Consider the following 25,422-nt stretch of genomic DNA (forward strand, 5'->3'; position numbering starts at 1 on the left):
CGAAAGCCTGTTGGTGATCACCGCCCTGGCTGACCAGATCAAGGACATGCGGGTGATGGCCGCCAAGCGCTCGCTGGACGCCGGCGCCCTGCGCGAAGAGTTGAACCTGAGCCTGAAAACCGCCTTCGAGCGCAACGACAAAGTGCTCGGCATCTGGCTCGCCTTTGAACCGAACGGCCTCGATGGCAAGGACAGTGAATTCGTCAACGACGCCGCGCGCCAGTCCAACGAAGCCGGGCGCTTCGCGACTTACTGGAGTCGCGCCGCCGGTTCCTCGCTGAACACCATCATGGTCGAAGAAGACCTGACCAAAACCACCCTCAGCGTCAGCGGCACGCCGTACAACAGTTGGTACACCTGCCCTCGCGACAACAAGCGCACCTGCTTGCTTGACCCGTATGCCGACACCGTGGGCAACAAGGAAATGCTCATGACGACCATTTCCGTACCACTGATCATCGACGGCAAGGCCATCGGCGTGGTCGGTGTCGACATTGCCCTCGACGCCTTGCAAGCGGCCGCCGTGGATTCCCAGCGCAACCTGTTCAACAACGCCGGGCACATGCTGATTGTCTCCGGCAGCGGCGTGCTCGGTGCCGACAGTTCCGACGCGAGCAAAGTCGGCAAAAAAATCAGCGACACCCTCGGTGCCGATGGCAAGGATGTCCTGCAACTGCTGACCTCCGGCACACCGAAGATTCTCGAACAGGGCGAGCTGATTCGTGCCGTGTACCCGGTTGACCCGATCGGCAACTCGCGTGCCTGGGGCGTGGTCATCGACCTGCCGAAACACGTGTTGCTGGCCGATTCGGTCAAGCTGCAAGCAGTGCTCGACGACGCCCAGGAAACCGGCGTGATCACCGCACTGCTGGTCGCCGTCGCCGCCGGTCTTGTTGGCCTGTTGCTGATCTGGCTCACGGCGTCCGGTGTGACCCGGCCGATCAACAGCGTCGCCGAGATGCTGAAGAACATCGCCAGCGGTGAAGGTGATTTGACCCAACGCCTGAACTACAGCAAAAAAGATGAGCTGGGTGAACTGGTGAACTGGTTCAACCGTTTCCTCGACAAGCTGCAACCGACCATCGCGCAGATCAAGCAGAGCATCACCGAAGCGCGCGGCACTGCCGACCAGTCTTCGGAAATCGCCCGTCAGACCAGTGAAGGCATGCAGGTGCAGTTCCGCGAGATCGATCAGGTTGCGACCGCCTCCAACGAAATGAGCGCCACCGCCCACGACGTCGCCAACAGCGCATCCAATGCCGCGAATGCCGCGAAAGGTGCCGATCAGTCGGCCAGGGACGGCATGTCGATCATCGAGCGCAGCACCCGCGACATCAACCAACTGGCCGATGAAGTCAGCAAAGCGGTGACCGAGGTCGAAGCGTTGGCGGTCAATAGCGAGCAGATCGGCTCGGTGCTGGAAGTGATCCGCAGCATCGCCGAACAGACCAACCTGCTGGCGCTCAATGCGGCGATTGAAGCGGCACGTGCCGGTGAGAGCGGGCGTGGTTTCGCGGTGGTCGCCGACGAAGTGCGTAACCTCGCCAAACGCACGCAGGATTCGGTGGAAGAAATTCGCGTAGTGATCGAGCGCATTCAGACCGGTACGCGGGGCGTGGTCGCGACCATGCATTCGAGCCAGACCCAGGCACACAACAACGCCGGGCAGATTCGTCAGGCGGTGGATGCGCTAGGCAAGATCAGCGACGCGGTGACGGTGATCAGCGACATGAACCTGCAAATCGCCAGCGCCGCCGAGCAGCAGAGCGCGGTGGCCGAGGAGGTTAACCGCAACGTTTCGGCCATTCGTACCGTGACCGAAACCCTGACCGGGCAAGCCACTGAATCGGCAGCGATCAGCAGCCAGCTCAATGCCTTGGCCAGCCAACAGATGAAATTGATGGACCAGTTCCGCGTCTAAACCACACCGCATTTCCCTTGTAGGAGTGAGCCTGCTCGCGATCGCGGTGGATCAGTGGAACATGTGTCGACTGATCTACCGCGATCGCGAGCAGGCTCACTCCTACAGGAGCTTTCATCTAATCCAATAATGTTTTGCACTATCATCGCCCTCTCGCTCCGGAGGGCCTTCGATGACTGATTTACTCATGTCCATTCAAGCCGCACTCGGCTTGCCGCACACGCCGATTCCGTTCACCGATCACGGCGCCCTGCCCTCGGCGTTCGCCGTCACTGACCTTGCGTGCGCGAGCATCGCCGCTGCCGCTCAGGCCGTCAGCGAATTGATCCAGCAGCAGACCGGTCATTTGCCGGCCATTGCAGTCGACCGTCGATTGGCTTCGTTCTGGTTCTCCAGCTCGCTCCGCCCGAGCGGCTGGCAAGTGCCACCGCTGTGGGATCCGATTGCCGGTGACTATGCAACGAAAGACGGCTGGATCCGCCTGCACACCAACGCCCCGCACCATCGCGCCGCTGCCGAAAGCGTGCTCGGCGCCTGCGCTGACCGAACGGTGATGGCGGCGAAAGTCGCGCAATGGGCGAGCACGGATCTGGAGCAAGCGGTGGTCGAGGCCAAGGGTTGCGCCGCCGAAATGCGCAGTTGGGCGCAGTGGCAACATCATCCGCAAGGGTTGGCGGTGAATGCCGAGCCGCTGGTGCATTTTCTCGATTCGCCGGATGAAAACGCGCAACCGTGGCAAGGCTCGGTCGAGCGACCATTGGCCGGGATCAAGGTGCTGGATCTGACGCGCGTTCTGGCTGGCCCCACCGCCAGTCGCTTTCTCGCCGGCCTTGGCGCTGACGTATTGCGCATCGACCCGCCGACCTGGAACGAGCCCGGTGTGGTGCCGGAAATGACCCTCGGCAAACGCTGTGCGCGTCTGGATCTGCAGGATCCGGAGGATCGCGCGGTGTTCGAAAACCTCCTCAAGCAAGCCGATATTCTGCTCCACGGCTACCGCGCCGACGCACTGGAACACCTCGGTTTCGGCGCCGAACGCCGCCGGCAACTGGCACCGGGTCTGATCGACGTCAGCCTCAACGCCTACGGCTGGAGCGGCCCATGGCAGAACCGCCGCGGTTTCGACAGTCTGGTGCAGATGAGCAGCGGCATCGCCGAGGCCGGGCAGCGTTGGCAGCAAGCTGACAAACCGACGCCGTTGCCGGTGCAGGGGCTGGATCATGCGACCGGGTATGTGATGGCGGCGAGTGCGATCCGACTGTTGACCGAGCGTTTGGAGACCGGTCGCGGTGGCGCGGCGCGGTTGTCGCTGGCGCGGACGGCGAAGTTGTTGATTGAGTGTGGGCCTGGCACGGGTGAAGTTTTACGCGACGAGGATGAGCAGGATCAGGATTCCTTTCTGGAGCAGACACCGTGGGGGTCGGCGCATCGGTTGCTGGCGCCGATAAAGATCCGCGGCACACCGCTGGAGTGGGCGTTGCCTGCCACGGACTTGGGTTCACACCGCCCACAGTGGTGAATCTGAAACCGCTATCGCGAGCAGGCTCACTCCTACAGTTGACCGCATTCCATCAGTAGAAATGCGGTCAACTGTAGGAGTGAGCCTGCTCGCGATAGCGCCTGAATTGGCCACGCAACTTCCGGATCAGTCCGCGCGGCTCAAGGATGTCCACAAAAGCTGCGCCGCATGCCCGCGATAAGGCCGCCAAACCTCCGCCCGCACAGCCAACTCCCGCGCCGTCGGCCGCTGTCCTTCCAGCACTTCCAACGCCCGCAACAATCCGACATCGCCATGGGGAAAACCATCCATATCGCGCAACTGCCGCAGTGCAATGTACTGCGCCGTCCACTCGCCAATCCCGTGCAACGCCAACAACCGCGCCACGCCACCGTCTCGATTCGGCTCAAAAAATAGTGGTTCGTCGAGCAATGCCTGCGCCACCCCAGACAGCGTACGCCCGCGACTTTTCGGCATGCCCAACGCCGCCAGATCGGCACCCGCCAGCACACTCGCGTCGGGAAAAACATGCGTCAATCCAGGCACCCCTGAAACCAGTGGCGCGCCATATTGCGCAACCAGTTTGCCGGCCAGACGAATTGCCGCAACCACGGTAATCTGCTGCCCAAGCACCGCGCGAAACGCCAGTTCCAACCCATCCCACGCCCCGGGAATCCGCAAGCCCGGTCGTTCGGTGATCAACCGCGCCAGCAAAGGATCATTGGCCAGATGCCGTTGAATCAGCGCCACATCGGCATCCAGATCAAACATCCGCCGTAATCTGGCAACGATCTCGGGCAGTGCCGCCGGATCAGGAAAATCCAGCTCAACCTGCAACGCATCACCCGCTTCCTGCCAGATCGATACCGTCCCGTGGACACCCTTCAAGCCAATGCTGCGCGAATAAACACCGTCGACGACCGACTCCATTCCGACCACCGCCCGCGCCGCAAGAAACCCCAACATCGCCGCCCAGTCATACGGCGGCTGATACTCAAGCGCCAACCTCACAACGACAGTAATCCGCTATACAAACCATAAGCCGCCAGCCCCGCGCCGATGACCACGCAGGTAAAAATGCCCTTCTCGACATGGGTGAACAACGGCTCACCCGCCTCATGCTTGGCCTTGGCAAACAGGATCACCCCCGGTGCATACAGCAAGGCTGACAGCAGCAGATACTTCACCCCGCCGGCGTACAGCAACCACACCGCATAACCGAGGGCAATGCCGCCGATCAGCAGATCCTTGGTGCGCTCGGCCGAGGCGTGTTCGTAGGTTTCGCCGCGCCCGCTGAGCAACACCGCGTAGGCCGCCGACCACAAGTACGGCACCAGAATCATCGACGAGGCCAGATAAATCAGGCTGGTGTAGGTGCCCGCCGAAAACAGCGTGATCAGCAGGAAAATCTGGATCATCGCGTTGGTCAGCCACAACGCATTGACCGGCACGTGATTGTTGTTTTCCTTTTTCAGAAACGCCGGCATGGTCTTGTCCTTCGCCGTGGCGAAGAGAATCTCCGCGCAGAGCAATGCCCACGACAACAACGCACCGAGCAGCGAAATCGCCAGACCGATGCTGATCAAGAGCGCGCCCCACGGCCCGACGATGTGTTCGAGCACCGCCGCCAGCGACGGGTTCTGCAGGTTGGCCAGTTCCGGTTGGCTCATAATCCCCAGCGACAGCACATTGACCAGCACCAGCAGCGCCAGCACGCCGACAAAACCGATCACCGTGGCGCGGCCAACGTCGCTGCGTTTCTCCGCCCGCGCCGAGTACACGCTGGCGCCTTCGATACCGATGAACACGAACACGGTGACCAGCATCATATTGCGCACCTGATCCATCACCCCGCCGAAATTCGGGTTGCTGGTGCCCCAGATGTCGCGGGTAAAAATGTCAGCCTTGAACGCTACCGCCGCGATGACGATGAACATGATCAGCGGCACGACCTTGGCCACGGTGGTCAGCTGATTGATCAACGCTGCCTCCTTGATCCCGCGCATCACCAGAAAATGCACGGCCCACAGCAGCACCGAGGCGCAGGCGATGGCGATTGGCGTGTTGCCCTGACCGAATACCGGAAAGAAGTAACCCAGCGTGCTGAACAGCAGAACGAAATAGCCGACGTTGCCCAGCCACGCGCTGATCCAATACCCCCACGCCGACGAGAAACCCATGTAGTCGCCAAACCCGGCCTTGGCGTAGGCATACACGCCTGAATCCAGTTCGGGCTTGCGGTTGGCCAAGGTCTGAAAAACGAACGCCAGGGTCAGCATGCCGATCGCGGTAATGCCCCAACCGATCAGGATCGCCCCGGCATCAGCGCGCGCCGCCATGTTCTGCGGCAGCGAGAAAATCCCCCCGCCAATCATCGAACCCACCACCAGGGCGATCAACGCGCCTAATCGCAGCTTTTGCGTCGGTTGCGACATTCAAATCTCCCTTGTCCTGACAACGGTTCTCGAAACCTGTTTATACCTGTGGCGAGGGGATTTATCCCCGTTGGGTGGCGCAGCCGCCCCAGATCCAGTCAGCGCGGTGTATCAGACAGACCGAGTTCTCAGGCTTTGGGGCGGCTTCGCCACCCAACGGGGATAAATCCCCTCGCCACAGGTTTATGTCTTAACTAACTAAATGGGTAAAGAGTAAATACGTTTATTAGATAACGCCAACAAACGCCCATTTATATATAGCCGATGACGCTAACGCCTAGCACGGTAAGTCGGTTTTGTGCGCGAATCCTGATAAATCAATTCTGTACTGAAAACAGATGCGGAAAGCTTGCCAAAAGCTGAAAAAGAACTAGCGTGATAATTCGAAAGTAATAATAGCCATTCCCAAGCACTCCACCAGAAAGCCTCTAGGACGGGCATTTCAAACAATAGCTTTATGCCTGCAGTGGTTTCCTAAGTCATTCATTAACAATGGAATGTGACCATGCACTGATCTAAGTCAGCTGTTTGAACAGACAACAGAACTACGCTGTGATCTCTTCTCTCCTGCAATGGAGTCATGCAATGTCTGAAGCTCCCGGAAAACTACGACTAGGTGCACTGGTTGCCTTGGTAGTCGGCTCGATGATCGGTGGCGGGATATTCTCTTTGCCACAAAACATGGCCGCCAGCGCCGACGTCGGTGCGGTACTGATCGGTTGGGCCATCACCGCTGTCGGCATGCTCACCCTCGCTTTTGTCTTTCAAACCCTCGCCAATCGCAAGCCTGACCTGGACGGCGGTGTCTACGCCTACGCCAAGGCCGGTTTCGGCGACTACATGGGTTTCTCATCCGCGTGGGGTTACTGGATCAGTGCCTGGCTGGGCAACGTCGGCTACTTCGTTCTGTTGTTCAGTACCCTCGGCTACTTCTTCCCGATTTTCGGTGAGGGCAACACGGTTGCTGCGGTGATTGGCGCTTCGGTGCTGTTGTGGGCCGTGCACTTCCTGGTGCTGCGCGGGATCAAGGAAGCGGCGTTCATCAACCTCGTGACCACGGTCGCCAAGGTCGTACCGCTGGTGCTATTCGTATTGATCGCGGTGTTCGCCTTCAAACTGGACATCTTCACCGCTGACATCTGGGGCATCAAAAACCCGGATCTGGGCAGCGTGATGAACCAGGTGCGCAACATGATGCTGGTTACCGTGTGGGTGTTCATCGGCATCGAGGGCGCGAGCATCTTTTCCGCCCGCGCCGAAAAACGCTCCGACGTCGGCAAGGCCACCGTGATCGGCTTCATCACCGTGCTGCTGTTTTTGGTGCTGGTGAACGTGCTGTCGCTGGGCATCATGACTCAGCCGGAACTGGCGAAACTGCAGAACCCGTCGATGGCGGCCGTGCTTGAGCACGTGGTCGGTCACTGGGGTGCGGTGCTGATCAGCGTCGGTCTGATCATTTCCTTGCTGGGTGCGCTGCTGTCGTGGGTGCTGCTGTGTGCGGAGATCATGTTCGCCGCCGCCAAAGACCACACCATGCCGGAGTTCCTGCGTAAGGAAAACGCCAACCACGTACCGGTCAATGCCCTGTGGCTGACCAACGCGATGGTGCAGATCTTCCTGATCATCACGCTGTTCTCGGCGAGTACTTACCTGTCGCTGATCTACCTCGCCACTTCGATGATTCTGGTGCCGTATCTGTGGTCGGCGGCTTACGCCCTGCTGCTGGCGGTGCGCGGCGAAAGCTACGAAGGCTTTGCGGCCGAACGGCGCAAGGATCTGATTATCGGCGGCATCGCGCTGATCTACGCGGTGTGGCTGCTGTATGCCGGCGGGGTCAAGTACTTGCTGCTCTCGGCCCTGCTCTACGCACCTGGCGCGATCCTGTTCGCCAAAGCCAAGCTGGAACTCAAACAACCGATTTTCACTAACGTCGAGAAGCTGCTTTTCGCCGCAGTGGTCGTGGGTGCCCTGGTGGCAGCCTACGGTCTCTACGACGGCTTCCTGACTCTGTAACCCTTGATTTGTAATCTGGAGGATCACTGCAATGACCACGGAAAAAGTTAAGTACGGCGTCCATTCCGAAGCCGGCAAACTGCGCAAAGTCATGGTTTGCTCCCCAAGTCTGGCCCATCAGCGGCTGACCCCGAACAACTGCGACGAGCTGCTCTTCGATGACGTGCTTTGGGTGGCCCAGGCCAAGCGCGACCATTTCGACTTCGTCACCAAAATGCGCGAGCGCGGCATCGATGTGCTGGAAATGCACAACCTGCTGACCGACATCGTCGCCATCCCCGAAGCGCTGGACTGGATTCTCGAGCGCAAGGTCACCGCCGACTCGGTCGGCCTGGGCCTGATCAACGAAGTCAAATCCTGGCTGAAGAGCCTCGAACCACGGCACATCGCCGAATTCCTGATTGGCGGCGTGTCCGCCGATGATCTGCCGGACAGCTTCGGTGGCAAGACCATCCAGATGTTCCGCGATTTCCTCGGCCATTCGAGCTTCATTCTGCCGCCGCTGCCGAACACCCAGTTCACCCGCGACACGACCTGCTGGATTTACGGCGGCGTGACGCTGAATCCGATGTACTGGCCGGCGCGTCGCCAGGAAACCCTGCTGGCGACCGCCATCTACAAATTCCATCCACAGTTCACCAACGCCGAATTCGAAATCTGGTACGGCGACCCGGACAAGGAACACGGCAGCTCCACCCTTGAAGGCGGCGACGTCATGCCAATCGGCAACGGCGTGGTGCTGATCGGCATGGGCGAACGTTCATCGCGTCAGGCCATTGGCCAACTGGCGCTGAACCTGTTCAAGAACAAAGCCGTGGAAAAAGTCATCGTTGCCGGCCTGCCAAAATCCCGCGCGGCGATGCACCTCGACACCGTGTTCAGCTTCTGCGACCGCGACCTGGTGACGATTTTCCCTGAGGTGGTCAATCAGATTGTCGCGTTCACCCTGCGCCCAGACGAGAGCAAACAGGGCGGCATCGACATCCGCCGCGAAGAAGGCACCTTCCTCGACACCGTGGCCAAGGCCCTCAACCTGCCAAAACTGCGCGTGGTGGAAACCGGCGGCAACAGCTTCGCCGCCGAACGCGAACAGTGGGACGACGGCAACAACGTGGTGGCCGTGGAGCCGGGCGTGGTCATCGGCTACGACCGCAACACCTACACCAACACCCTGCTGCGCAAGGCAGGCGTGGAAGTCATCACCATCAGCGCCGGTGAACTGGGCCGTGGCCGTGGCGGCGGCCACTGCATGACCTGCCCGATCATCCGCGACCCGATCGATTACTAAACCTCTGAGCCCTGGCCGACACTTACAACGTGCGGCCAGGGGGATAACCGACACCGAAGGAGATCCATCATGGCTTTTAACATTCACAACCGTAACCTGCTCAGCCTGGAACACCACACCCCACGTGAGCTGCGTTACCTGCTCGACCTGTCCCGCGACCTCAAACGCGCCAAATACACCGGCACCGAGCAACAGCACCTGAAGGGCAACAACATCGCCCTGATCTTTGAAAAAACTTCGACCCGTACCCGTTGCGCGTTCGAAGTGGCGGCGTATGACCAAGGCGCCAACGTCACTTACATCGACCCGAACTCTTCGCAGATCGGTCACAAAGAAAGCATGAAAGACACCGCCCGCGTGCTGGGGCGCATGTACGACGCCATCGAGTACCGTGGCTTCAAACAGGAAATCGTCGAAGAGCTGGCCAAGTTCGCTGGCGTACCGGTGTTCAACGGCCTGACCGATGAATATCACCCGACGCAAATGATCGCCGACGTGCTGACCATGCGTGAACACGCCGACAAGCCGATCCATGACATCAGCTACGCCTACCTCGGCGACGCGCGCAACAACATGGGCAACTCGCTGCTGCTGGTCGGCGCCAAGCTCGGCATGGACGTGCGCATCTGCGCGCCGAAAGCCCTGTGGCCACATGACGATCTGGTCGAGCGCTGCAACAAGTACGCCGAAGAAAGCGGTGCGCGCATCACCCTCACTGAAGACCCGAAAGCGGCGGTCAAAGGCGTCGACTTCATCCACACCGACGTTTGGGTGTCGATGGGCGAACCGGTGGAAGCCTGGGCCGAACGTATCCAGCAACTGCTGCCGTATCAGGTCAACGCCGAGCTGATGAAAGCCACCGGCAACCCGCGCACCAAGTTCATGCACTGCCTGCCGGCGTTCCACAACAGCGATACCAAAGTCGGCAAGCAAATCGCCGAGCAGTATCCGCACCTGAAAAACGGCATCGAAGTGACCGACGACGTGTTCGAGTCGCCAGCCTGCATCGCCTTCGAGCAAGCGGAAAACCGCATGCACACGATCAAGGCGATTCTGGTCTCGACCCTCGCTGATCTCTAACCACTGCTGATCCATGATCGTTCCCACGCTCCCGCGTGGGAATGCATCCCGTGACGCTCTGCGTCACAGCGGACGCGGAGCGTCCGTGGCGGCATTCCCACGCAGAGCGTGGGAACGATCAACACGAAAAGGACATGCACCATGCGTATCGTCGTAGCGCTGGGCGGTAACGCCCTGCTCCGCCGTGGTGAGCCGATGACCGCTGACAATCAGCGCGCCAACATCCGCATCGCCACCGAGCAAATCGCCAAGATTCACCCCGGCAACCAACTGGTCATCGCCCACGGCAATGGCCCGCAAGTCGGTCTGCTGTCGCTGCAAGCGGCGGCCTACACTTCCGTCACCCCTTACCCGCTGGACGTGCTCGGTGCGGAAACCGAAGGCATGATCGGCTACATCATCGAACAGGAACTGGGCAACCTGCTCGACTTCGAAGTGCCGTTCGCGACCCTGCTGACCCAGGTTGAGGTCGACGCCAACGACCCCGCCTTCAAGAACCCGACCAAGCCGATCGGCCCGGTCTACGACAAGGCCGAAGCGGAAAAACTCGCCGCCGACAAAGGCTGGGCGATTGCCCCGGATGGCGATAAGTACCGTCGTGTCGTGGCCAGCCCACGACCAAAACGCATCTTCGAAATCCGCCCGATCAAGTGGTTGCTGGACAAGGGCAGCATCGTGATTTGCGCTGGTGGCGGCGGGATTCCGACCATGTACGACGAGAACCGCAACCTCAAAGGCATCGAGGCGGTGATCGACAAAGATCTGTGCTCCTCGCTGCTCGCCGAGCAACTGGAAGCGGATCTGCTGGTGATCGCCACCGACGTCAACGCGGCGTTCATCGACTACGGCAAACCGACCCAGAAAGCCATCGCTGAAGCGCACCCGGATGAACTCGAACGCCTCGGTTTCGCCGCCGGTTCCATGGGACCGAAGGTGCAGGCAGCCTGCGAGTTCGCGCGCCATACTGGCAAGGTTGCGGTGATCGGTTCGCTGGCGGATATCGAAGCCATCGTCCAGGGCACCGCCGGTACTCGTGTGACCACCGCGAAGCCCGGCATCACCTACCGATAAGAAGAAACTGCGGGGGCAGGCCCCAGGCCTGCCCTTCTCCCATGCCTTGAAAGGAGAAACCCATGGCCCAATTCGAACCTGGTCATTTGCATATCGAGCGGCATGCGTTGACGGACGATGACGTCAATTACAACGTGCACCTCGACTATGAAGTGTTCACCGACCCGCAAAAAGGCAAAGGGATACAGTTCACCCTGCACGGCAATATGCAGGGCAAGGACATGAAGGAAACGTTTTTCCTGCCCAAGGAAGAGGCTTACAACTTCGCCCGTGACGTGACCCGGATTGCCGAGAAGTACGGAATTCCCAAGGCGCACAGCCAGATCGGTTCGGTGCACAAGCATTACGACTTGATGTTTGAAGACATTCGGCAGAAGTTGAATATGCAGTCCGGGGATCCGGTCAATCCCGAGCATTTCGAGTAAACCTCAAAAGCCCCTCACCCTAGCCCTCTCCCAGAGGGAGAGGGGACTGACCGAAGTGTCTGACGGCAAATATCGACCTGAAAGACTGAGTCGCTTATGGATTCACAGCCGTATTTTCAGGTCGGCGTACCTCGTGAGCATTCCACAATCGACCCCCTCTCCCAGAGGGAGAGGGGACTGACCGAAGTGTCTGACGGAAAATATCGACCTGAAAGACCGAGTTGCTTATGGATTCACAGCCGTATTTCAGGTCGGCGTACCTCGTGAGCATTCCACAATCGGCCCCCTCTCCCAGAGGGAGAGGGGACTGACCGAAGTGTCTGACGGCAAATATCGACCTGAAAGACCGAGTTGCTTATGGATTCACAGCCGTATTTCAGGTCGGCGTACCTCGTGAGCATTCCACAATCGACCCCCTCTCCCTCCGGGAGAGGGGACTGACCGAAGTGTCTGACGGCAAATATCGACCTGAAAGCCAGAGTCGCTTATGGATTCACAGCCGTATTTTCAGGTCGGCGTACCTCGTGAGCATTCCACAATCGACCCCCTCTCCCTCCGGGAGAGGGCTGGGGTGAGGGTGCTTTTGCTTTCACCTCTCTCCAAGCCCAAGGCATACTTGCCACCCTCCGCTCTGCAGATCACTGAACCGCCCCATGCGTATCCACGTCAGTTTCATCGACCGCGTCGGCATCACCCAGGAAGTCCTGGCTATCCTCGGTGGGCGCAATCTCAATCTGGATGCGGTGGAGATGATCCCGCCGAATGTCTACATCGACGCGCCTACCCTCAGCCCGCAAGTGCTCGAAGAACTGAAAGATGCGTTGTTTCGCGTGCTCGGCGTGGAAGCGGTGACCGTGGTCGACATTCTTCCCGGCCAGCGTCGGCACTTGCAGCTCGATGCGTTGCTGGCGGCGATGACTGACCCGGTGCTTGCCCTCGACAGTGCCGGCAAGGTGCTCTTGGCTAACCCGGCGTTGATCGCGTTATACGGTCGCGAACCAGCGGGTGAAAGCGCTTCTGAATTGTTCAACGATCCAGCCCTGCTCGATACTTTGCTCGAACACGGCTTCCGCCTGCCGCTGCGCGAGATCACCGTCAACGGCCAGACACTGTTGCTCGACGCCACGCCGATCACCGATGCCGGCGCGCTGTTGACACTGTATCAGCCAAACCGTATCGGCGAACAACTCTCGGCGTTGCACCACGACCACGCCGAAGGTTTCGATGCGCTGCTCGGCGAATCCCCGGCGATCCGCACGCTCAAGGCCCGCGCGCAAAGAGTTGCTGCCCTTGATGCGCCACTGTTGATCCAGGGCGAAACCGGCACCGGCAAAGAACTGGTCGCCCGAGCCTGCCACGCGATCAGTGCGCGGCACAGCGCGCCTTTTCTGGCGTTGAACTGCGCAGCGCTGCCGGAGAACCTCGCCGAGAGCGAACTGTTCGGCTACGCCCCCGGCGCCTTCACCGGTGCGGCGCGTGGCGGCAAACCGGGGCTGATGGAACTGGCCAACCAGGGCACGGTGTTTCTCGATGAGATCGGCGAGATGTCGCCGTACTTGCAGGCCAAGTTACTGCGCTTCTTGAACGACGGCAGCTTCCGCCGCGTTGGCGGTGATCGCGAGGTGAAGGTCAACGTGCGCATCCTCAGCGCGACTCACCGCGATCTGGAGAAAATGGTCAGCGAAGGCCTGTTCCGCGAAGACCTGTTCTATCGCCTTAACGTGCTCAACGTTGAAGTGCCGCCGCTGCGGGAACGCGGCCAGGACATTCTGCTGTTGGCGCGCTATTTCATGCAGCAGGCTTGCGCGCAGATTCAGCGACCGGTCTGCCGCCTCGCACCGGGGACTTATCCTGCATTGCTCGGTAATCGCTGGCCGGGGAACGTGCGGCAATTGCAGAACGTGATCTTCCGCGCCGCAGCGATTTGCGAGAGCAGCCTGGTGGATATCGGCGACCTCGACATCGCTGGCACTTCCGTCGCACGTCAGACCGACAGCGACGTCGACAGCCTCGAACAAGCGGTCGAATCCTTTGAGAAAGCGCTGCTGGAAAAACTCTACGTCAGCTACCCCTCGACCCGCCAACTGGCCAGCCGCCTGCAAACCTCGCACACCGCGATTGCCCATCGTCTACGCAAATACGGCATCCCCAACAAACCCTGAACACACCAAAAATCCCCTGTAGGAGCTGCCGAAGGCTGCGATCTTTTGATTTTGTTTTTAAGGACCAAAGTCAAAAGATCGCAGCCTTCGGCAGCTCCTACATTTGAGATTCGCTTTCTGCGCTAAAAGCGACCTTCATCTGTACTGAAAGCGCTACAGCGGAACGATATCGCTACACTCTCCTCTGATCACTGCTGTGCAAGGCTTTGATCCCGTTCAGCTTTTCTCCCCGCTCCAGCCTGTAGCGATTTCGCTACAGGTCTCAGTTCAAATCGTCTCAGCAAAACAATTAACCTATTGATTTATAAAGATAAATCAACATTGGCCGCGTTCTTGCTAATCAACCCCTCATAAATAAAGGGCTTCCCTGCCCAAGCCTTCCACCGCGTCCACCAGACGAGTCTGGCCCCCTGAGGAGTTTCCATGAGCGAGTTGCGTTTTACTGAAGATCACGAATGGCTGCGCACCGAAGCTGACGGCAGCGTTACTGTCGGCATCACCGCTTTCGCGCAGAATGCCTTGGGCGACGTGGTGTTCGTGCAACTGCCTGAGCTGCAGGCTTACGAAAAAGGCGCCGAAGCCGCCACCGTGGAATCGGTGAAAGCTGCCAGCGGCGTGTACATGCCGCTCGACGGCGACGTGCTGGCGACCAACCCGGCGCTGGAAGACAGCCCGGAACTGGTCAATGAAGATCCGCTGGGCCAAGGCTGGTTCTTCCGCTTCCAGCCAAGCGACGCCGCCGCTGTCGGCAAACTGCTCGACCAGGACGCGTACGACCGTCTGATCAAAGCCCAAGCCGAAGCCTGAGGAATACCGACATGAGCCAAATCAACCTCGGAACCGCCAACGAATTCATCGCCCGTCACATCGGCCCGCGCGCCGGTGACGAGCAAGCCATGCTCAACAGCCTCGGTTTCGATTCGCTCGAAGCGCTGAGCGCCAGCGTCATCCCGGAAAGCATCAAGGGCACCAGCGTGCTCGGCCTGGACGACGGCCTCAGCGAAGCCGATGCCCTGGCGATGATTAAAGGCATTGCCGGCAAGAATCAGCTGTTCAAGACTTACATCGGCCAGGGCTACTACAACTGCCACACGCCGTCGCCGATCCTGCGTAACCTGCTGGAAAACCCGGCCTGGTACACCGCTTACACCCCGTACCAGCCGGAAATTTCCCAGGGCCGTCTCGAAGCGCTGCTGAACTTCCAGACGATGATCAGCGACCTCACCGGTCTGCCGATCGCCAACGCATCCTTGCTCGACGAAGCCACCGCCGCTGCCGAAGCCATGACCTTCTGCAAACGCCTGAGCAAGAACAAAGGCAGCCACCAATTCTTCGCCTCGATCCACAGCCACCCGCAAACCCTCGACGTGCTGCGCACCCGTGCCGAGCCGCTGGGTATTGAAGTTGTAGTGGGCGATGAGCGTGAACTGACTGACGTGACGCCGTTCTTCGGCGCACTGCTGCAATACCCGGCCAGCAACGGTGACGTGTTCGACTACCGCGAACTGACCGAACGCTTCCACGCCGCCAACGCGTTGGTGGCCGTGGCCGCTGACCTGTTGGCCCTGACCTTGCTGACCGCTCCGGGTGAGTTCGGCGCCGATGTCGCTATCGGTTCTGCGCAACGTTTCGGCGTGCCGCTGGGCTTCGGTGGCCCGCACGCCGCTTATTTCTCCACCAAGGATGCGTTCAAGCGCGACATGCCGGGCCGTCTGGTCGGTGTTTCGGTTGACCGTTTCGGCAAGCCGGCACTGCGTCTGGCGATGCAGACCCGCGAGCAACACATCCGTCGCGAGAAGGCCACGTCGAACATCTGCACCGCGCAAGTGCTGCTGGCCAACATCGCCAGCATGTACGCCGTCTACCATGGCCCGAAAGGCCTGACGCAGATCGCCAACCGCGTGCATCACCTGACCGCGATTCTGGCCAAGGGCCTGACCGCGCTGGGCGCGAAAGTCGAACAAGCCAGTTTCTTCGACACCCTGACCGTGGCCACCGGCGCGCAAACCGCCGCGCTGTACGACAAGGCGCACGCTGCGCAGATCAACCTGCGCGTGATCGACACTCAGCGTCTGGGCCTGTCGGTCGATGAAACCACCACGCAGGCTGATATCGAAACCCTGTGGGGCCTGTTCGCCGACGGCAAGACCCTGCCGGACTTCGCTGCTCTCGCCGCTTCCGTTCAGAGCACTATTCCTGCTGCGCTGGTACGTCAGTCGCCAATCCTCAGCCACCCGGTGTTCAACCGTTATCACTCGGAAACCGAGCTGATGCGCTACCTGCGCAAACTGGCGGACAAGGACCTGGCACTGGATCGCACCATGATCCCGCTGGGCTCGTGCACCATGAAACTCAACGCCGCCAGCGAAATGATCCCGGTGACTTGGGCTGAATTCGGTGCGCTGCACCCGTTCGCCCCAGCCGCACAGAGCGCCGGTTATCAGCAATTGACCGACGAACTGGAAGCAATGCTCTGCGCCGCCACCGGTTACGACGCGATCTCGCTGCAACCGAACGCCGGTTCGCAAGGTGAATACGCTGGCCTGCTGGCCATCCGCGCTTATCACCAGAGTCGTGGCGATGAGCGTCGCGACATCTGCCTGATCCCGTCGTCCGCCCACGGCACTAACCCGGCCACCGCCAACATGGCTGGCATGCGCGTTGTCGTGACTGCGTGCGATGCCCGCGGCAACGTCGACATCGAAGACCTGCGTGCCAAAGCCATCGAGCACCGCGAACACCTCGCCGCGCTGATGATCACTTACCCGTCGACCCACGGCGTGTTCGAAGAAGGCATCCGCGAAATCTGCGGGATCATTCATGACAACGGCGGCCAGGTGTACATCGACGGCGCCAACATGAACGCGATGGTCGGCCTGTGCGCACCGGGCAAGTTCGGCGGCGACGTCTCCCACCTGAACCTGCACAAAACTTTCTGCATCCCCCACGGCGGTGGCGGCCCGGGCGTTGGCCCGATTGGCGTCAAGTCGCACCTGACGCCGTTCCTGCCCGGCCACGGCCAGATGGAGCGCAAAGAAGGCGCGGTCTGCGCGGCACCGTTCGGCAGCGCGAGCATTTTGCCGATCACCTGGATGTACATTCGCATGATGGGCGGCGCAGGCCTGAAACGCGCTTCGCAACTGGCGATCCTCAACGCCAACTACATTTCCCGTCGTCTGGAAGAGCACTACCCAGTGCTGTACACCGGCAGCAACGGTCTGGTGGCGCACGAGTGCATTCTGGATCTGCGTCCGTTGAAAGACAGCAGCGGCATCAGCGTTGATGACGTCGCCAAGCGCCTGATCGACTTCGGTTTCCACGCGCCGACCATGTCGTTCCCGGTCGCCGGCACGCTGATGATCGAGCCGACCGAAAGTGAATCCAAGGAAGAACTCGATCGCTTCTGCGACGCCATGATCCGCATCCGCGAAGAAATCCGCGCAGTGGAAAACGGCACGCTGGACAAGGACGACAACCCGCTGAAAAACGCTCCGCACACCGCAGCGGAACTGGTTGGCGAGTGGACGCACCCGTACAGCCGCGAGCAAGCCGTGTATCCGGTTGCTTCGTTGATCGAAGGCAAATACTGGCCGCCGGTCGGTCGCGTCGACAACGTCTTCGGTGACCGCAATCTGGTCTGCGCCTGCCCGTCGATCGAAAGCTACGCTTAAACGTGTAGGGGGCGAGCCACTCGCCCCCCATCGACTCACCTGTAGGAGCTGCCGAAGGCTGCGATCTTTTGATCTTGCTGTTGAAAGATCAGGATCAAAAGATCGCAGCCTTCGGCAGCTCCTACAGGGGGATTTAACCAGCCTGATGTTTCGCCAATTCCTATAACAAGAAACCGGAGAACCACTCATGTCGTTAAGCGTGTTCGACCTGTTCAAGATTGGCATCGGCCCCTCCAGTTCCCACACCGTCGGCCCGATGCGTGCTGCTGCGCGTTTCGCTGAAGGCCTGCGACGTGAAAACCTGCTGGCAACCACCGCCAGCGTGCGCATTGAACTCTACGGTTCCCTCGGCGCCACCGGTAAAGGTCACGGCAGCGACAAAGCCGTGCTGCTCGGCCTCGAAGGCGAACACCCGGACACCGTCGATACCGAAACCGTCGCCGCGCGCCTGCAAGAAATTCGCGGCAATGGCCGTTTGAATCTGCTCGGTGAACACAGCATTGCGTTCAACGAGAAAGAACATCTGGCGATGATTCGCAAGCCGCTGGCCTATCACCCCAACGGCATGATCTTTCGCGCCTTTGATGCAGCGGGCCTGCAGATCCGCAGCCGTGAGTACTACTCGGTCGGCGGCGGTTTTGTCGTCGATGAAGACGCGGCCGGTGCCGACCGCATCGTCGAAGACGCCACACCGCTGACCTTCCCGTTCAAAAGCGCCAAGGACTTGCTCGGTCATTGCGCTACCTACGGTCTGTCGATCAGCCAGTTGATGCTGACCAACGAAAGTGCCTGGCGCCCGGAAGCGGAAACCCGTGCCGGGCTGCTGAAAATCTGGCAGGTGATGCAGGACTGCGTGGCTGCGGGTTGCCGCAACGAAGGCATCTTGCCCGGCGGTTTGAAGGTCAAGCGCCGTGCGGCAGCGCTGCATCGGCAACTGTGCAAAAACCCGGAATCGGCACTGCGCGATCCGTTGTCGGTACTCGACTGGGTTAACCTTTACGCACTCGCCGTCAACGAAGAAAACGCCAACGGCGGGCGCGTGGTCACCGCGCCCACCAACGGTGCGGCCGGGATTATTCCGGCGGTGCTGCATTACTACATGCGTTTTATCCCCGGTGCGACTGACGACGGCGTCGTACGGTTTCTGCTTACGGCGGCGGCCATTGGCATTTTGTACAAGGAAAATGCCTCGATCTCCGGCGCCGAAGTCGGCTGCCAGGGTGAAGTCGGTGTGGCCTGTTCGATGGCGGCCGGTGCGCTGTGTGAAGTGCTCGGCGGCAGTGTTCAGCAAGTCGAGAACGCTGCGGAAATCGGTATGGAACACAACCTCGGCCTGACCTGCGACCCGATTGGCGGGCTGGTGCAAGTGCCGTGCATCGAGCGCAACGCGATGGGCTCGGTGAAAGCCATCAACGCCGTGCGCATGGCCATGCGTGGCGACGGCCAGCATTTCGTCTCCCTCGACAAAGTCATCCGCACCATGCGCCAGACCGGCGCCGACATGAAAAGCAAATACAAGGAGACTGCCCGCGGCGGTCTGGCGGTCAACATTATCGAATGCTGAGCCTTATTTAACTCCGCCTCCCTCAGGGAGACGATCGCATTTAGCCCCCTCTCCCTCCGGGAGAGCAACGTAACTAACTCCCTCTCCCTCCGGGAGAGGGCTGGGGTGAGGGGCTCTTGATCTCGATCTTGCCCCCGATCCCCGAACCACATTTTCAAGGAGCCACGCATGTCTACCGAACAACTGTCGAAAACCCCGCTGCACGCTCTGCACATCGAACTCGGCGCCCGCATGGTGCCGTTCGCCGGCTATGACATGCCCGTGCAATACCCGCTCGGCGTGATGAAAGAACACCAGCACACCCGTGAGCAGGCCGGGCTGTTCGATGTTTCGCACATGGGCCAGATTCGCCTGACCGGCGCCAATGCCGCCAAAGCCCTGGAAACCCTGGTGCCGGTGGACATCATCGACCTGCCAGTCGGCATGCAGCGCTATGCGATGTTCACCAACGAGGCCGGTGGCATTCTCGATGACCTGATGGTCGCCAACCTCGGCAACGATGAACTGTTCCTCGTGGTCAACGCCGCGTGCAAGGATCAGGATCTGGCTCACCTGCAAAAACACCTTGGCGATCAGTGCACCATTACGGCGCTGTTCGAAGAGCGCGCGCTGTTGGCGTTGCAAGGTCCGGCAGCCGTTACCGTGCTGGCGCGTCTTGCGCCAGAAGTAGCGAAGATGACCTTCATGCAGTTCAACCGCGTGTCGTTGTTGGGCGTGGATTGCTTTGTCAGCCGTTCGGGTTACACCGGTGAAGACGGTTTCGAAATCTCGGTACCGGCCGCGGACGCGGAAAAACTTGCGCGCGCTCTGCTCGCCGAACCGGAAGTCCAGGCCATTGGCCTTGGTGCTCGCGACTCGCTGCGTCTGGAAGCCGGCTTGTGCCTGTACGGCCACGACATGAACACCGAGACCACACCGATCGAAGCGAGCCTGTTGTGGGCGATCTCCAAGCCACGCCGCGCCGATGGTGCCCGCGCCGGTGGGTTCCCGGGGGCGGAAAACATTTTTGCCCAGCAACAGAATGGCGTCGCCCGCAAACGCGTCGGCCTGCTGCCGCAAGAACGCACTCCGGTGCGTGAAGGCGCAGAAATCGTCAACGAAGCCGGCGATATCGTCGGTAGCGTGTGCAGCGGCGGTTTCGGTCCGACTCTGGGCGGTCCGCTCGCAATGGGTTACCTCGACAGCGCTTATGTCACCCTTGATACAACCGTTTGGGCAATCGTGCGTGGGAAAAAGGTAGCAATGCTTGTAAGCAAAATGCCATTTGTTGCGCAACGCTACTATCGTGGTTGATTGACTGTTTCTATAAGTAACGCGATTGCGTAATACGTGCACTAATGTGTAACGCAATCGCCACAAAAAAGTGCATTTTCTATCAACTGATTCGAATATGAACTTTGCTTATAACGATCGAAAACAATTGAACAAGCGAATCGTCTAAGCCCGAACTAGCGGGCTACCTAACTACCTGAAGCGCAGTAAAACCGGGCCATTTACGGGGCTTGTTTTTTCTCCCGTAGTTGGCGTAGAGTTTGTCCACTGTGTTTGCATGGGTCAGCTTGGAATCGTGACCTGGGCAGTAGCCTACAAGTTAGCTACATCCCGTTCGACGTCTTCTTACTCTCCTGCAACCAGCCCCAGTACTCTTTCATGAGAAAGAGGCTGTCATTAATTTTTTGCGTCAAAGGAAATAAGAAATGTCCACACGTCAGAGCGGTACCGTCAAGTGGTTTAACGACGAGAAAGGTTTTGGTTTTATCACTCCAGAAAGCGGTCCGGATCTGTTCGTGCATTTCCGCGCCATTCAGGGCAACGGCTTCAAAAGCCTGAAAGAAGGCCAGAAAGTGACTTTCGTTGCTGTGCAAGGCCAGAAAGGCATGCAGGCTGACGAAGTACAAGCAGAAGCCTGATCTTCTGTAACGAAAAAGCCCCTGATATTGATATCAGGGGCTTTTTTGTGTGCGCGAATCCGTAAAATGGCACTTCATTTTGCGTCCAGAGGCTGCCATGTCGAAAAACCTGCTCACGCCCCAAGGGGACTTTCCTCCCGTTGGCCTTGGTCGTCGTCTGGCAGCGATGTTCTATGACTTCCTGTTGTGCACTGCCCTGCTGATCGTGACCGGTGGCATCTACAAGATGATCCAGGCGGCAATCATCGGCGAAGAGCGACTGCGGATCATGACCGATGCCGGCAAGCTCGATGGCGATCCTCTGTATTCGACAGTGCTGCTGCTGGTGCTGTTTGGGTTTTTCGCCAAGTTCTGGACCCATGGCGGGCAGACACTGGGCATGCAGGTGTGGGGCATTCGTGTGCAGAACGCCAACGGCACGGCAATCAGCCTGTGGCAGGCGCTGCTGCGCTTCATGGTGTCGATTGCGTCGTGGTTGTGCGTGGGGCTGGGATTCTTCTGGTCGCTGTATGACAAGCAGAAGCGCACGTGGCATGACATCTACTCGGACACTCGCGTCGTACGAGTCCCGAAGAAACAAAAGTAAGCGCCCATAAAAAAAGATCGCAGCCTGCGGCAGCTCCTACACCGAACTATGTAGGAGCTGCCGCAGGCTGCGATCTTTTGCTTTCAGGCGTTACCGGCGAGCTTCATCCGTGCAGCCTGGGTAAAGTCGAGCATGCGCTTGAGCGGGCGAATTGCCTGCGGAATCAGCGCCGGATCAACAAAGATCTCGTTCGTGCCTTCCTTCAAGCTCTTCAGCGTGCGCTCAAGGGTATTCATGGCCATCCACGGGCAATGTGCGCAACTGCGGCAGGCAGCGCCGTTACCGGCGGTTGGCGCCTCGATGAAGACCTTGTCCGGGCACAGCTGCTGCATCTTGTAGAAGATGCCACGGTCGGTCGCGACGATCAGGGTCTTGTTCGGCAGGCTCTGCGCGGCAGCGATCAACTGACTGGTGGAGCCGACAGCGTCCGCCAGCTCGATCACCGATGTCGGCGACTCCGGGTGCACCAGAATGGCGGCGTCCGGGTACAGCGCCTTCATGTCCTCAAGCTGCTTGGACTTGAACTCTTCGTGAACGATGCAGGCGCCGTCCCAGAGCAACATGTCAGCGCCGGTCTTGCGCTGGATGTAGGTGCCCAGGTGCTTGTCCGGCCCCCAGATGATCGTCTCGCCGTTGTCCATCAGGCTTTCGACGATCTCCAGCGCACAACTCGATGTCACCACCCAGTCAGCGCGAGCTTTAACCGCTGCGGAGGTATTGGCGTAAACCACCACCGTACGCTCCGGGTGCTGATCACAGAACGCCGAGAACTCATCGACCGGGCAACCGAGGTCGAGCGAGCAGGTCGCGTCCAGCGTCGGCATCAGCACGCGTTTTTCCGGGTTGAGAATCTTCGCGGTCTCGCCCATGAACTTCACACCGGCGACTACTACAGTCTTGGCCGGGTGGGCGTTGCCGAAGCGCGCCATTTCCAGGGAGTCAGACACGCAACCGCCGGTTTCTTCGGCTAAGGCCTGAATCACCGGGTCGCAATAGAAGTGGGCTACCAGCACCGCGTCCTGAGCCTTGAGCTCGGCGGCAATGGCAGTACGGTAATAAGCCTCTTCCTCGGCCGTCAGCGGTTTGGGCTGTTTGGCATCGAGGTGGGCTTGAACCAGAAGGCGTTCGGAAATCTGCGTCATGTTCGCAAGACCTGCAGGCGCGTTCGCGCGAAAGTCGAGTATACACCCGGCTCCGGACCGCTTGAGGGTACCGCCGGGAGAGTGAGTATTATCAGGCACGGACAGCGTTGAAGCTGCGCAAGGCTACAGAATATCCCGTTGATACAAAAGATGATTCTGACCTGCGTCAGCGCCGCCGGCACTGAAATAACGCATGGCCGAATTGCAGGCAAAAAAAAACCCGGAAATCCTCACTTTCGTGGGCCTTCCGGATTTTCTAAACCGCCAAATATGGTGGGTCGTGTGGGATTCGAACCTACGACCAATTGGTTAAAAGCCAACTGCTCTACCAACTGAGCTAACGACCCGCTGTGTGGTGGCGCGTATAATACTGATTTTTAAGGACTATTCAACACCTTTTTGAAAATAATCAAAAATAAGGTGTTGGGTCGTCCACACCAGCGGCTGCAAAGCCTTCTGCACGCAGGCGGCAGCTGTCGCATTTGGCGCACGCGCGGCCGTCATCGTCGGCCTGATAGCAGGAAACGGTCAGGCCATAATCAACGCCGAGCTTCACGCCTGCCTGGACGATTTGCGCCTTGCTCAGATTCTGCAACGGCGCCTGGATACGGAAGCCATTGCCTTCCACGCCAGCCTTGGTCGCCAGATTGGCCATGCGCTCGAACGACTCGATGAACTCCGGACGGCAATCCGGGTAACCGGAGTAGTCCACCGCGTTTACACCAATAAAGATGTCACGCGCGCCAAGCACTTCTGCCCAGCCCAATGCCAGCGACAGGAACACCGTGTTACGCGCTGGCACGTAGGTCACTGGAATGCCTTCGCCCAACGCTTCCGGAATGTCGATGCGGGTGTCGGTCAGGGCCGAGCCGCCCATGCCGTCGAGGTTCAGCCCAATCACCTTGTGCTCAACTACGCCCAGGTCACGGGCGACGCGTGCAGCGGCGTGCAATTCGGCGTGGGAGCGCTGACCGTAGTCGAAGCTCATGGTGTAGCAGGCATAGCCTTCAGCACGGGCCATCGCTACGACGGTGGCCGAGTCCAAGCCACCGGACAGCAGGATTACCGCACGTTTTTCGCTAGTGTTCAGTTGTTCAGTCATATCAGCGCCCCGGCTCATCATTCCATAGATATTTATGCAGCTGCAGTTGCAGGCGCACTGGCAGGTTGTCTGCCACCACCCAATCCGCCAGATCCCTGGCATTGAGGTCATGATGACTTGGGGAGAACAGCACTTCACCCGCACGTCGATCAAGCCCGTACTGGATCAATTTCGATACCGCCCAGTCATAGTCTTCCCGCGAACAGATGACAAACTTCACCTGATCGTTGGGGGTCAGCAATTCGATATTTTCGTAACGGTTGCGATGGGCTTCTTTCGAGCCCGGTGTTTTCAGGTCGACCACACGACTGACGCGCGGATCGACAGCCGAAATATCGAGGGCACCGCTGGTTTCCAGCGAGACCTCGTAACCGGCATCACACAACTGTTTAATTAAAGGAATGGAATTGGGCTGTGCCAACGGCTCACCGCCGGTCACACAGACGTAGCGCGGGCGAAACCCGGCCACTTGCTCGAGGATATCGTCGAGGGTACGCACGGTGCCGCCACTGAAGGCATAGGCGCTGTCGCAGTATTGGCAACGCAATGGGCAACCGGTCAGGCGCACAAAAACAGTGGGCAGCCCGGCAGTCCGCGTTTCCCCCTGCAAAGAGTAGAAAACTTCGGTGATTCTCAATGTGTCTTGCATAGTCGCCACGGGCGTAACAGCTAAACAGGCTGTCCGCCTCCGTCAGGCACTTCAGGTAATCCCGCCAACGCGCGAATCACAAGAAGCGTGTTTCAGAAAAAGGGCGTGAATTCTAACGAAAAAACCCGCGATAAGCGCGGGTTTCTTCCAAACGGGTCAAGCTTGCTTACATGCGTTGCAGATCGCGTTGCGCCAACTGAGCGGCGGAGGTACCCGGATATTGGGCCACCACCTGCTGCAGAATACCTTTGACCTTGTCGGTGTGACCGAGGCGGCGTTCTACATCAGCCAGCTTGTACAGCGAATCCGGCACTTTGGCGTGCTTGGGATACAGCTGCGAAACCTTGGCAAAAGCCTGACCTGCACCTTGCAGATCGCCTTTGGCCAGATTGACTTCGCCCAACCAGTACTGGGCATTGCCCGCGTATTGGCTGTTCGGGTATTTGCGCAGGAATGCCGAGAAAGCCTGGCTGGCCTTGTCGAAATCCTTGGCTTTGATCAGGTCGAAAGCGGCATCGTAATACAGCTTTTCCTTGGCCGGATCACCCGGTTCGCTGCTTGCAGCAGGTGCCTGGGCAGCAGTAGCAGCCCCGGCGCCAGCAGCAGCACCGGCAGCAGCACTTGCATCGCCACCGGCAGAAGAATTCTCAGGAGTCGCGGCAGGTGCAACGCCGGATCCTATGCGCCGATCAAGATCCTGGTATCGCTCCAGGGATTCCTGCTTCATGCGCGCAACCTGATTCTGCAGTTCTTCGATCACACCTTGCTGGCGCGATATCTGATCCTGCATCTGTTGCAATTGGTTGAACAGCATGCCTTGTGCCGAGGCAGGGGCCGAAGCCGCTCCCCCGGCATAGGCGCCGTTCGTACCGTAACCTGCAGGCGGATAACTGCTCCCGCTATTG

General features: G+C 59.5%; 19 protein-coding genes, 1 tRNA gene and 2 pseudogenes. 15 read left to right on the forward strand and 7 right to left on the reverse strand.

Annotation, left to right across the window (positions count from 1 at the left end; translation table 11 throughout):
- Positions 1 to 55: 55 nt before the first annotated feature.
- From ACIPZE_RS13190 to ACIPZE_RS13200, 3 genes and pseudogenes are all read left to right on the forward strand, one after another.
- Positions 56 to 1,015, forward strand: a pseudogene (locus ACIPZE_RS13190) (chemotaxis protein); the annotation flags it as partial.
- A 378-nt stretch (positions 1,016 to 1,393) separates the two neighbouring features.
- Positions 1,394 to 1,921: pseudogene (locus ACIPZE_RS13195) on the forward strand (methyl-accepting chemotaxis protein); the annotation flags it as partial.
- A gap of 172 nt (positions 1,922 to 2,093) precedes the next feature.
- A complete protein-coding gene (locus ACIPZE_RS13200) occupies positions 2,094 to 3,440 on the forward strand; it encodes a CoA transferase (RefSeq protein ID WP_400773209.1) in 1,347 nt (448 codons plus the stop codon).
- Between the two features lie 126 nt (positions 3,441 to 3,566).
- Here ACIPZE_RS13200 and ACIPZE_RS13205 read toward each other — a convergent pair whose 3' ends face one another.
- Complete coding sequence (locus ACIPZE_RS13205; protein WP_283439236.1) at positions 3,567 to 4,430, reverse strand: DNA-3-methyladenine glycosylase; 864 nt, start codon at positions 4,428 to 4,430, stop codon at positions 3,567 to 3,569.
- Positions 4,427 to 5,854 (reverse strand): arginine-ornithine antiporter, encoded by a 1,428-nt coding sequence (gene arcD, locus ACIPZE_RS13210; RefSeq protein WP_129395210.1) that lies wholly within the window; start codon positions 5,852 to 5,854, stop codon positions 4,427 to 4,429. The genes ACIPZE_RS13205 and arcD (ACIPZE_RS13210) overlap by 4 nt, the downstream gene beginning before the upstream one ends.
- A 585-nt stretch (positions 5,855 to 6,439) precedes the next feature.
- Between arcD (ACIPZE_RS13210) and arcD (ACIPZE_RS13215) the strand changes: the two genes are divergently transcribed.
- The 12 genes from arcD (ACIPZE_RS13215) to ACIPZE_RS13270 all read left to right on the forward strand — a co-directional run bounded on the left by arcD (ACIPZE_RS13215) (position 6,440) and on the right by ACIPZE_RS13270 (position 21,624).
- Positions 6,440 to 7,867 carry an arginine-ornithine antiporter gene (gene arcD / locus ACIPZE_RS13215; RefSeq protein ID WP_283439237.1) on the forward strand — a complete coding sequence of 476 codons (1,428 nt, stop codon included), beginning with the start codon at positions 6,440 to 6,442 and terminating at the stop codon, positions 7,865 to 7,867.
- A 31-nt stretch (positions 7,868 to 7,898) separates the two neighbouring features.
- Positions 7,899 to 9,155, forward strand: a complete 1,257-nt coding sequence (arcA, locus tag ACIPZE_RS13220) for an arginine deiminase (RefSeq protein WP_400773212.1) — start codon at positions 7,899 to 7,901, stop codon at positions 9,153 to 9,155.
- A 69-nt stretch (positions 9,156 to 9,224) separates the two neighbouring features.
- On the forward strand, positions 9,225 to 10,235 hold the full coding sequence (locus ACIPZE_RS13225) for an ornithine carbamoyltransferase (RefSeq protein ID WP_283439238.1): 1,011 nt from the start codon (positions 9,225 to 9,227) through the stop codon (positions 10,233 to 10,235).
- Positions 10,236 to 10,376: 141 nt separating this feature from the next.
- Positions 10,377 to 11,306, forward strand: a complete 930-nt coding sequence (gene arcC, locus ACIPZE_RS13230) for a carbamate kinase (RefSeq protein WP_129395215.1) — start codon at positions 10,377 to 10,379, stop codon at positions 11,304 to 11,306.
- Positions 11,307 to 11,368: 62 nt separating this feature from the next.
- On the forward strand, positions 11,369 to 11,731 hold the full coding sequence (locus ACIPZE_RS13235) for a DUF5064 family protein (RefSeq protein WP_283439239.1): 363 nt from the start codon (positions 11,369 to 11,371) through the stop codon (positions 11,729 to 11,731).
- Positions 11,732 to 12,384: 653 nt separating this feature from the next.
- Positions 12,385 to 13,893: a sigma-54-dependent transcriptional regulator gene (locus ACIPZE_RS13240; RefSeq protein ID WP_158831187.1), complete on the forward strand. Its 1,509-nt coding sequence runs from the start codon at positions 12,385 to 12,387 to the stop codon at positions 13,891 to 13,893.
- A gap of 423 nt (positions 13,894 to 14,316) precedes the next feature.
- Entirely contained in the window at positions 14,317 to 14,700 is a 384-nt protein-coding gene (gene gcvH, locus ACIPZE_RS13245; RefSeq protein WP_283439241.1) for a glycine cleavage system protein GcvH, read from the forward strand.
- A gap of 11 nt (positions 14,701 to 14,711) precedes the next feature.
- Positions 14,712 to 17,564 (forward strand): aminomethyl-transferring glycine dehydrogenase, encoded by a 2,853-nt coding sequence (gene gcvP, locus ACIPZE_RS13250; protein WP_400773215.1) that lies wholly within the window; start codon positions 14,712 to 14,714, stop codon positions 17,562 to 17,564.
- 187 nt (positions 17,565 to 17,751) lie between these two features.
- The gene (locus ACIPZE_RS13255) at positions 17,752 to 19,128 is read left to right on the forward strand and encodes an L-serine ammonia-lyase (RefSeq protein WP_400773217.1); all 1,377 of its coding nucleotides are present in this window, start codon (positions 17,752 to 17,754) and stop codon (positions 19,126 to 19,128) included.
- Positions 19,129 to 19,296: 168 nt separating this feature from the next.
- Positions 19,297 to 20,421 carry a glycine cleavage system aminomethyltransferase GcvT gene (gcvT, locus tag ACIPZE_RS13260; protein WP_283439244.1) on the forward strand — a complete coding sequence of 375 codons (1,125 nt, stop codon included), beginning with the start codon at positions 19,297 to 19,299 and terminating at the stop codon, positions 20,419 to 20,421.
- A 404-nt stretch (positions 20,422 to 20,825) separates the two neighbouring features.
- Positions 20,826 to 21,038 (forward strand): cold-shock protein, encoded by a 213-nt coding sequence (locus tag ACIPZE_RS13265; RefSeq protein WP_003227496.1) that lies wholly within the window; start codon positions 20,826 to 20,828, stop codon positions 21,036 to 21,038.
- A gap of 97 nt (positions 21,039 to 21,135) precedes the next feature.
- The gene (locus ACIPZE_RS13270) at positions 21,136 to 21,624 is read left to right on the forward strand and encodes an RDD family protein (protein ID WP_129395221.1); all 489 of its coding nucleotides are present in this window, start codon (positions 21,136 to 21,138) and stop codon (positions 21,622 to 21,624) included.
- Between the two features lie 83 nt (positions 21,625 to 21,707).
- Here the strand turns inward: ACIPZE_RS13270 and nadA are convergent, their stop codons facing one another.
- The 5 genes from nadA to ybgF all read right to left on the reverse strand — a co-directional run.
- A complete protein-coding gene (nadA, locus tag ACIPZE_RS13275) occupies positions 21,708 to 22,766 on the reverse strand; it encodes a quinolinate synthase NadA (RefSeq protein ID WP_095112279.1) in 1,059 nt (352 codons plus the stop codon).
- A 271-nt stretch (positions 22,767 to 23,037) separates the two neighbouring features.
- Positions 23,038 to 23,113 (reverse strand) — tRNA-Lys (locus tag ACIPZE_RS13280).
- Between the two features lie 62 nt (positions 23,114 to 23,175).
- Positions 23,176 to 23,868, reverse strand: a complete 693-nt coding sequence (gene queC / locus ACIPZE_RS13285) for a 7-cyano-7-deazaguanine synthase QueC (RefSeq protein ID WP_283439245.1) — start codon at positions 23,866 to 23,868, stop codon at positions 23,176 to 23,178.
- Between the two features lies 1 nt (position 23,869).
- Positions 23,870 to 24,517, reverse strand: a complete 648-nt coding sequence (queE, locus tag ACIPZE_RS13290) for a 7-carboxy-7-deazaguanine synthase QueE (protein WP_283439246.1) — start codon at positions 24,515 to 24,517, stop codon at positions 23,870 to 23,872.
- A gap of 166 nt (positions 24,518 to 24,683) precedes the next feature.
- A partial coding sequence (ybgF, locus tag ACIPZE_RS13295) for a tol-pal system protein YbgF (RefSeq protein WP_400773220.1) occupies positions 24,684 to 25,422 on the reverse strand: 739 nt, incomplete at its 5' end.

Origin of the sequence: Pseudomonas sp. NPDC089741, from assembly GCF_044748825.1 — a bacterium.
GTDB classification, from domain to species: domain Bacteria; phylum Pseudomonadota; class Gammaproteobacteria; order Pseudomonadales; family Pseudomonadaceae; genus Aquipseudomonas; species Aquipseudomonas helmanticensis.

What these genes read in the sequence shown, in the direction of transcription:
- arcD (WP_129395210.1), bottom strand. Translation starts at nt 5,854, where the DNA reads ATGTCGCAACCGACGCAAAAGCTGCGATTAGGCGCGTTGATCGCCCTG.
- ACIPZE_RS13225 (WP_283439238.1), top strand. Translation starts at nt 9,225, where the DNA reads ATGGCTTTTAACATTCACAACCGTAACCTGCTCAGCCTGGAACACCAC.
- gcvP (WP_400773215.1), top strand. Translation starts at nt 14,712, where the DNA reads ATGAGCCAAATCAACCTCGGAACCGCCAACGAATTCATCGCCCGTCAC.
- queE (WP_283439246.1), bottom strand. Translation starts at nt 24,517, where the DNA reads ATGCAAGACACATTGAGAATCACCGAAGTTTTCTACTCTTTGCAGGGG.
- ACIPZE_RS13240 (WP_158831187.1), top strand. Translation starts at nt 12,385, where the DNA reads ATGCGTATCCACGTCAGTTTCATCGACCGCGTCGGCATCACCCAGGAA.
- gcvT (WP_283439244.1), top strand. Translation starts at nt 19,297, where the DNA reads ATGTCTACCGAACAACTGTCGAAAACCCCGCTGCACGCTCTGCACATC.
- ACIPZE_RS13265 (WP_003227496.1), top strand. Translation starts at nt 20,826, where the DNA reads ATGTCCACACGTCAGAGCGGTACCGTCAAGTGGTTTAACGACGAGAAA.
- arcA (WP_400773212.1), top strand. Translation starts at nt 7,899, where the DNA reads ATGACCACGGAAAAAGTTAAGTACGGCGTCCATTCCGAAGCCGGCAAA.
- nadA (WP_095112279.1), bottom strand. Translation starts at nt 22,766, where the DNA reads ATGACGCAGATTTCCGAACGCCTTCTGGTTCAAGCCCACCTCGATGCC.
- ACIPZE_RS13270 (WP_129395221.1), top strand. Translation starts at nt 21,136, where the DNA reads ATGTCGAAAAACCTGCTCACGCCCCAAGGGGACTTTCCTCCCGTTGGC.
- ACIPZE_RS13255 (WP_400773217.1), top strand. Translation starts at nt 17,752, where the DNA reads ATGTCGTTAAGCGTGTTCGACCTGTTCAAGATTGGCATCGGCCCCTCC.
- gcvH (WP_283439241.1), top strand. Translation starts at nt 14,317, where the DNA reads ATGAGCGAGTTGCGTTTTACTGAAGATCACGAATGGCTGCGCACCGAA.
- arcC (WP_129395215.1), top strand. Translation starts at nt 10,377, where the DNA reads ATGCGTATCGTCGTAGCGCTGGGCGGTAACGCCCTGCTCCGCCGTGGT.
- ACIPZE_RS13200 (WP_400773209.1), top strand. Translation starts at nt 2,094, where the DNA reads ATGACTGATTTACTCATGTCCATTCAAGCCGCACTCGGCTTGCCGCAC.
- arcD (WP_283439237.1), top strand. Translation starts at nt 6,440, where the DNA reads ATGTCTGAAGCTCCCGGAAAACTACGACTAGGTGCACTGGTTGCCTTG.
- queC (WP_283439245.1), bottom strand. Translation starts at nt 23,868, where the DNA reads ATGACTGAACAACTGAACACTAGCGAAAAACGTGCGGTAATCCTGCTG.
- ACIPZE_RS13235 (WP_283439239.1), top strand. Translation starts at nt 11,369, where the DNA reads ATGGCCCAATTCGAACCTGGTCATTTGCATATCGAGCGGCATGCGTTG.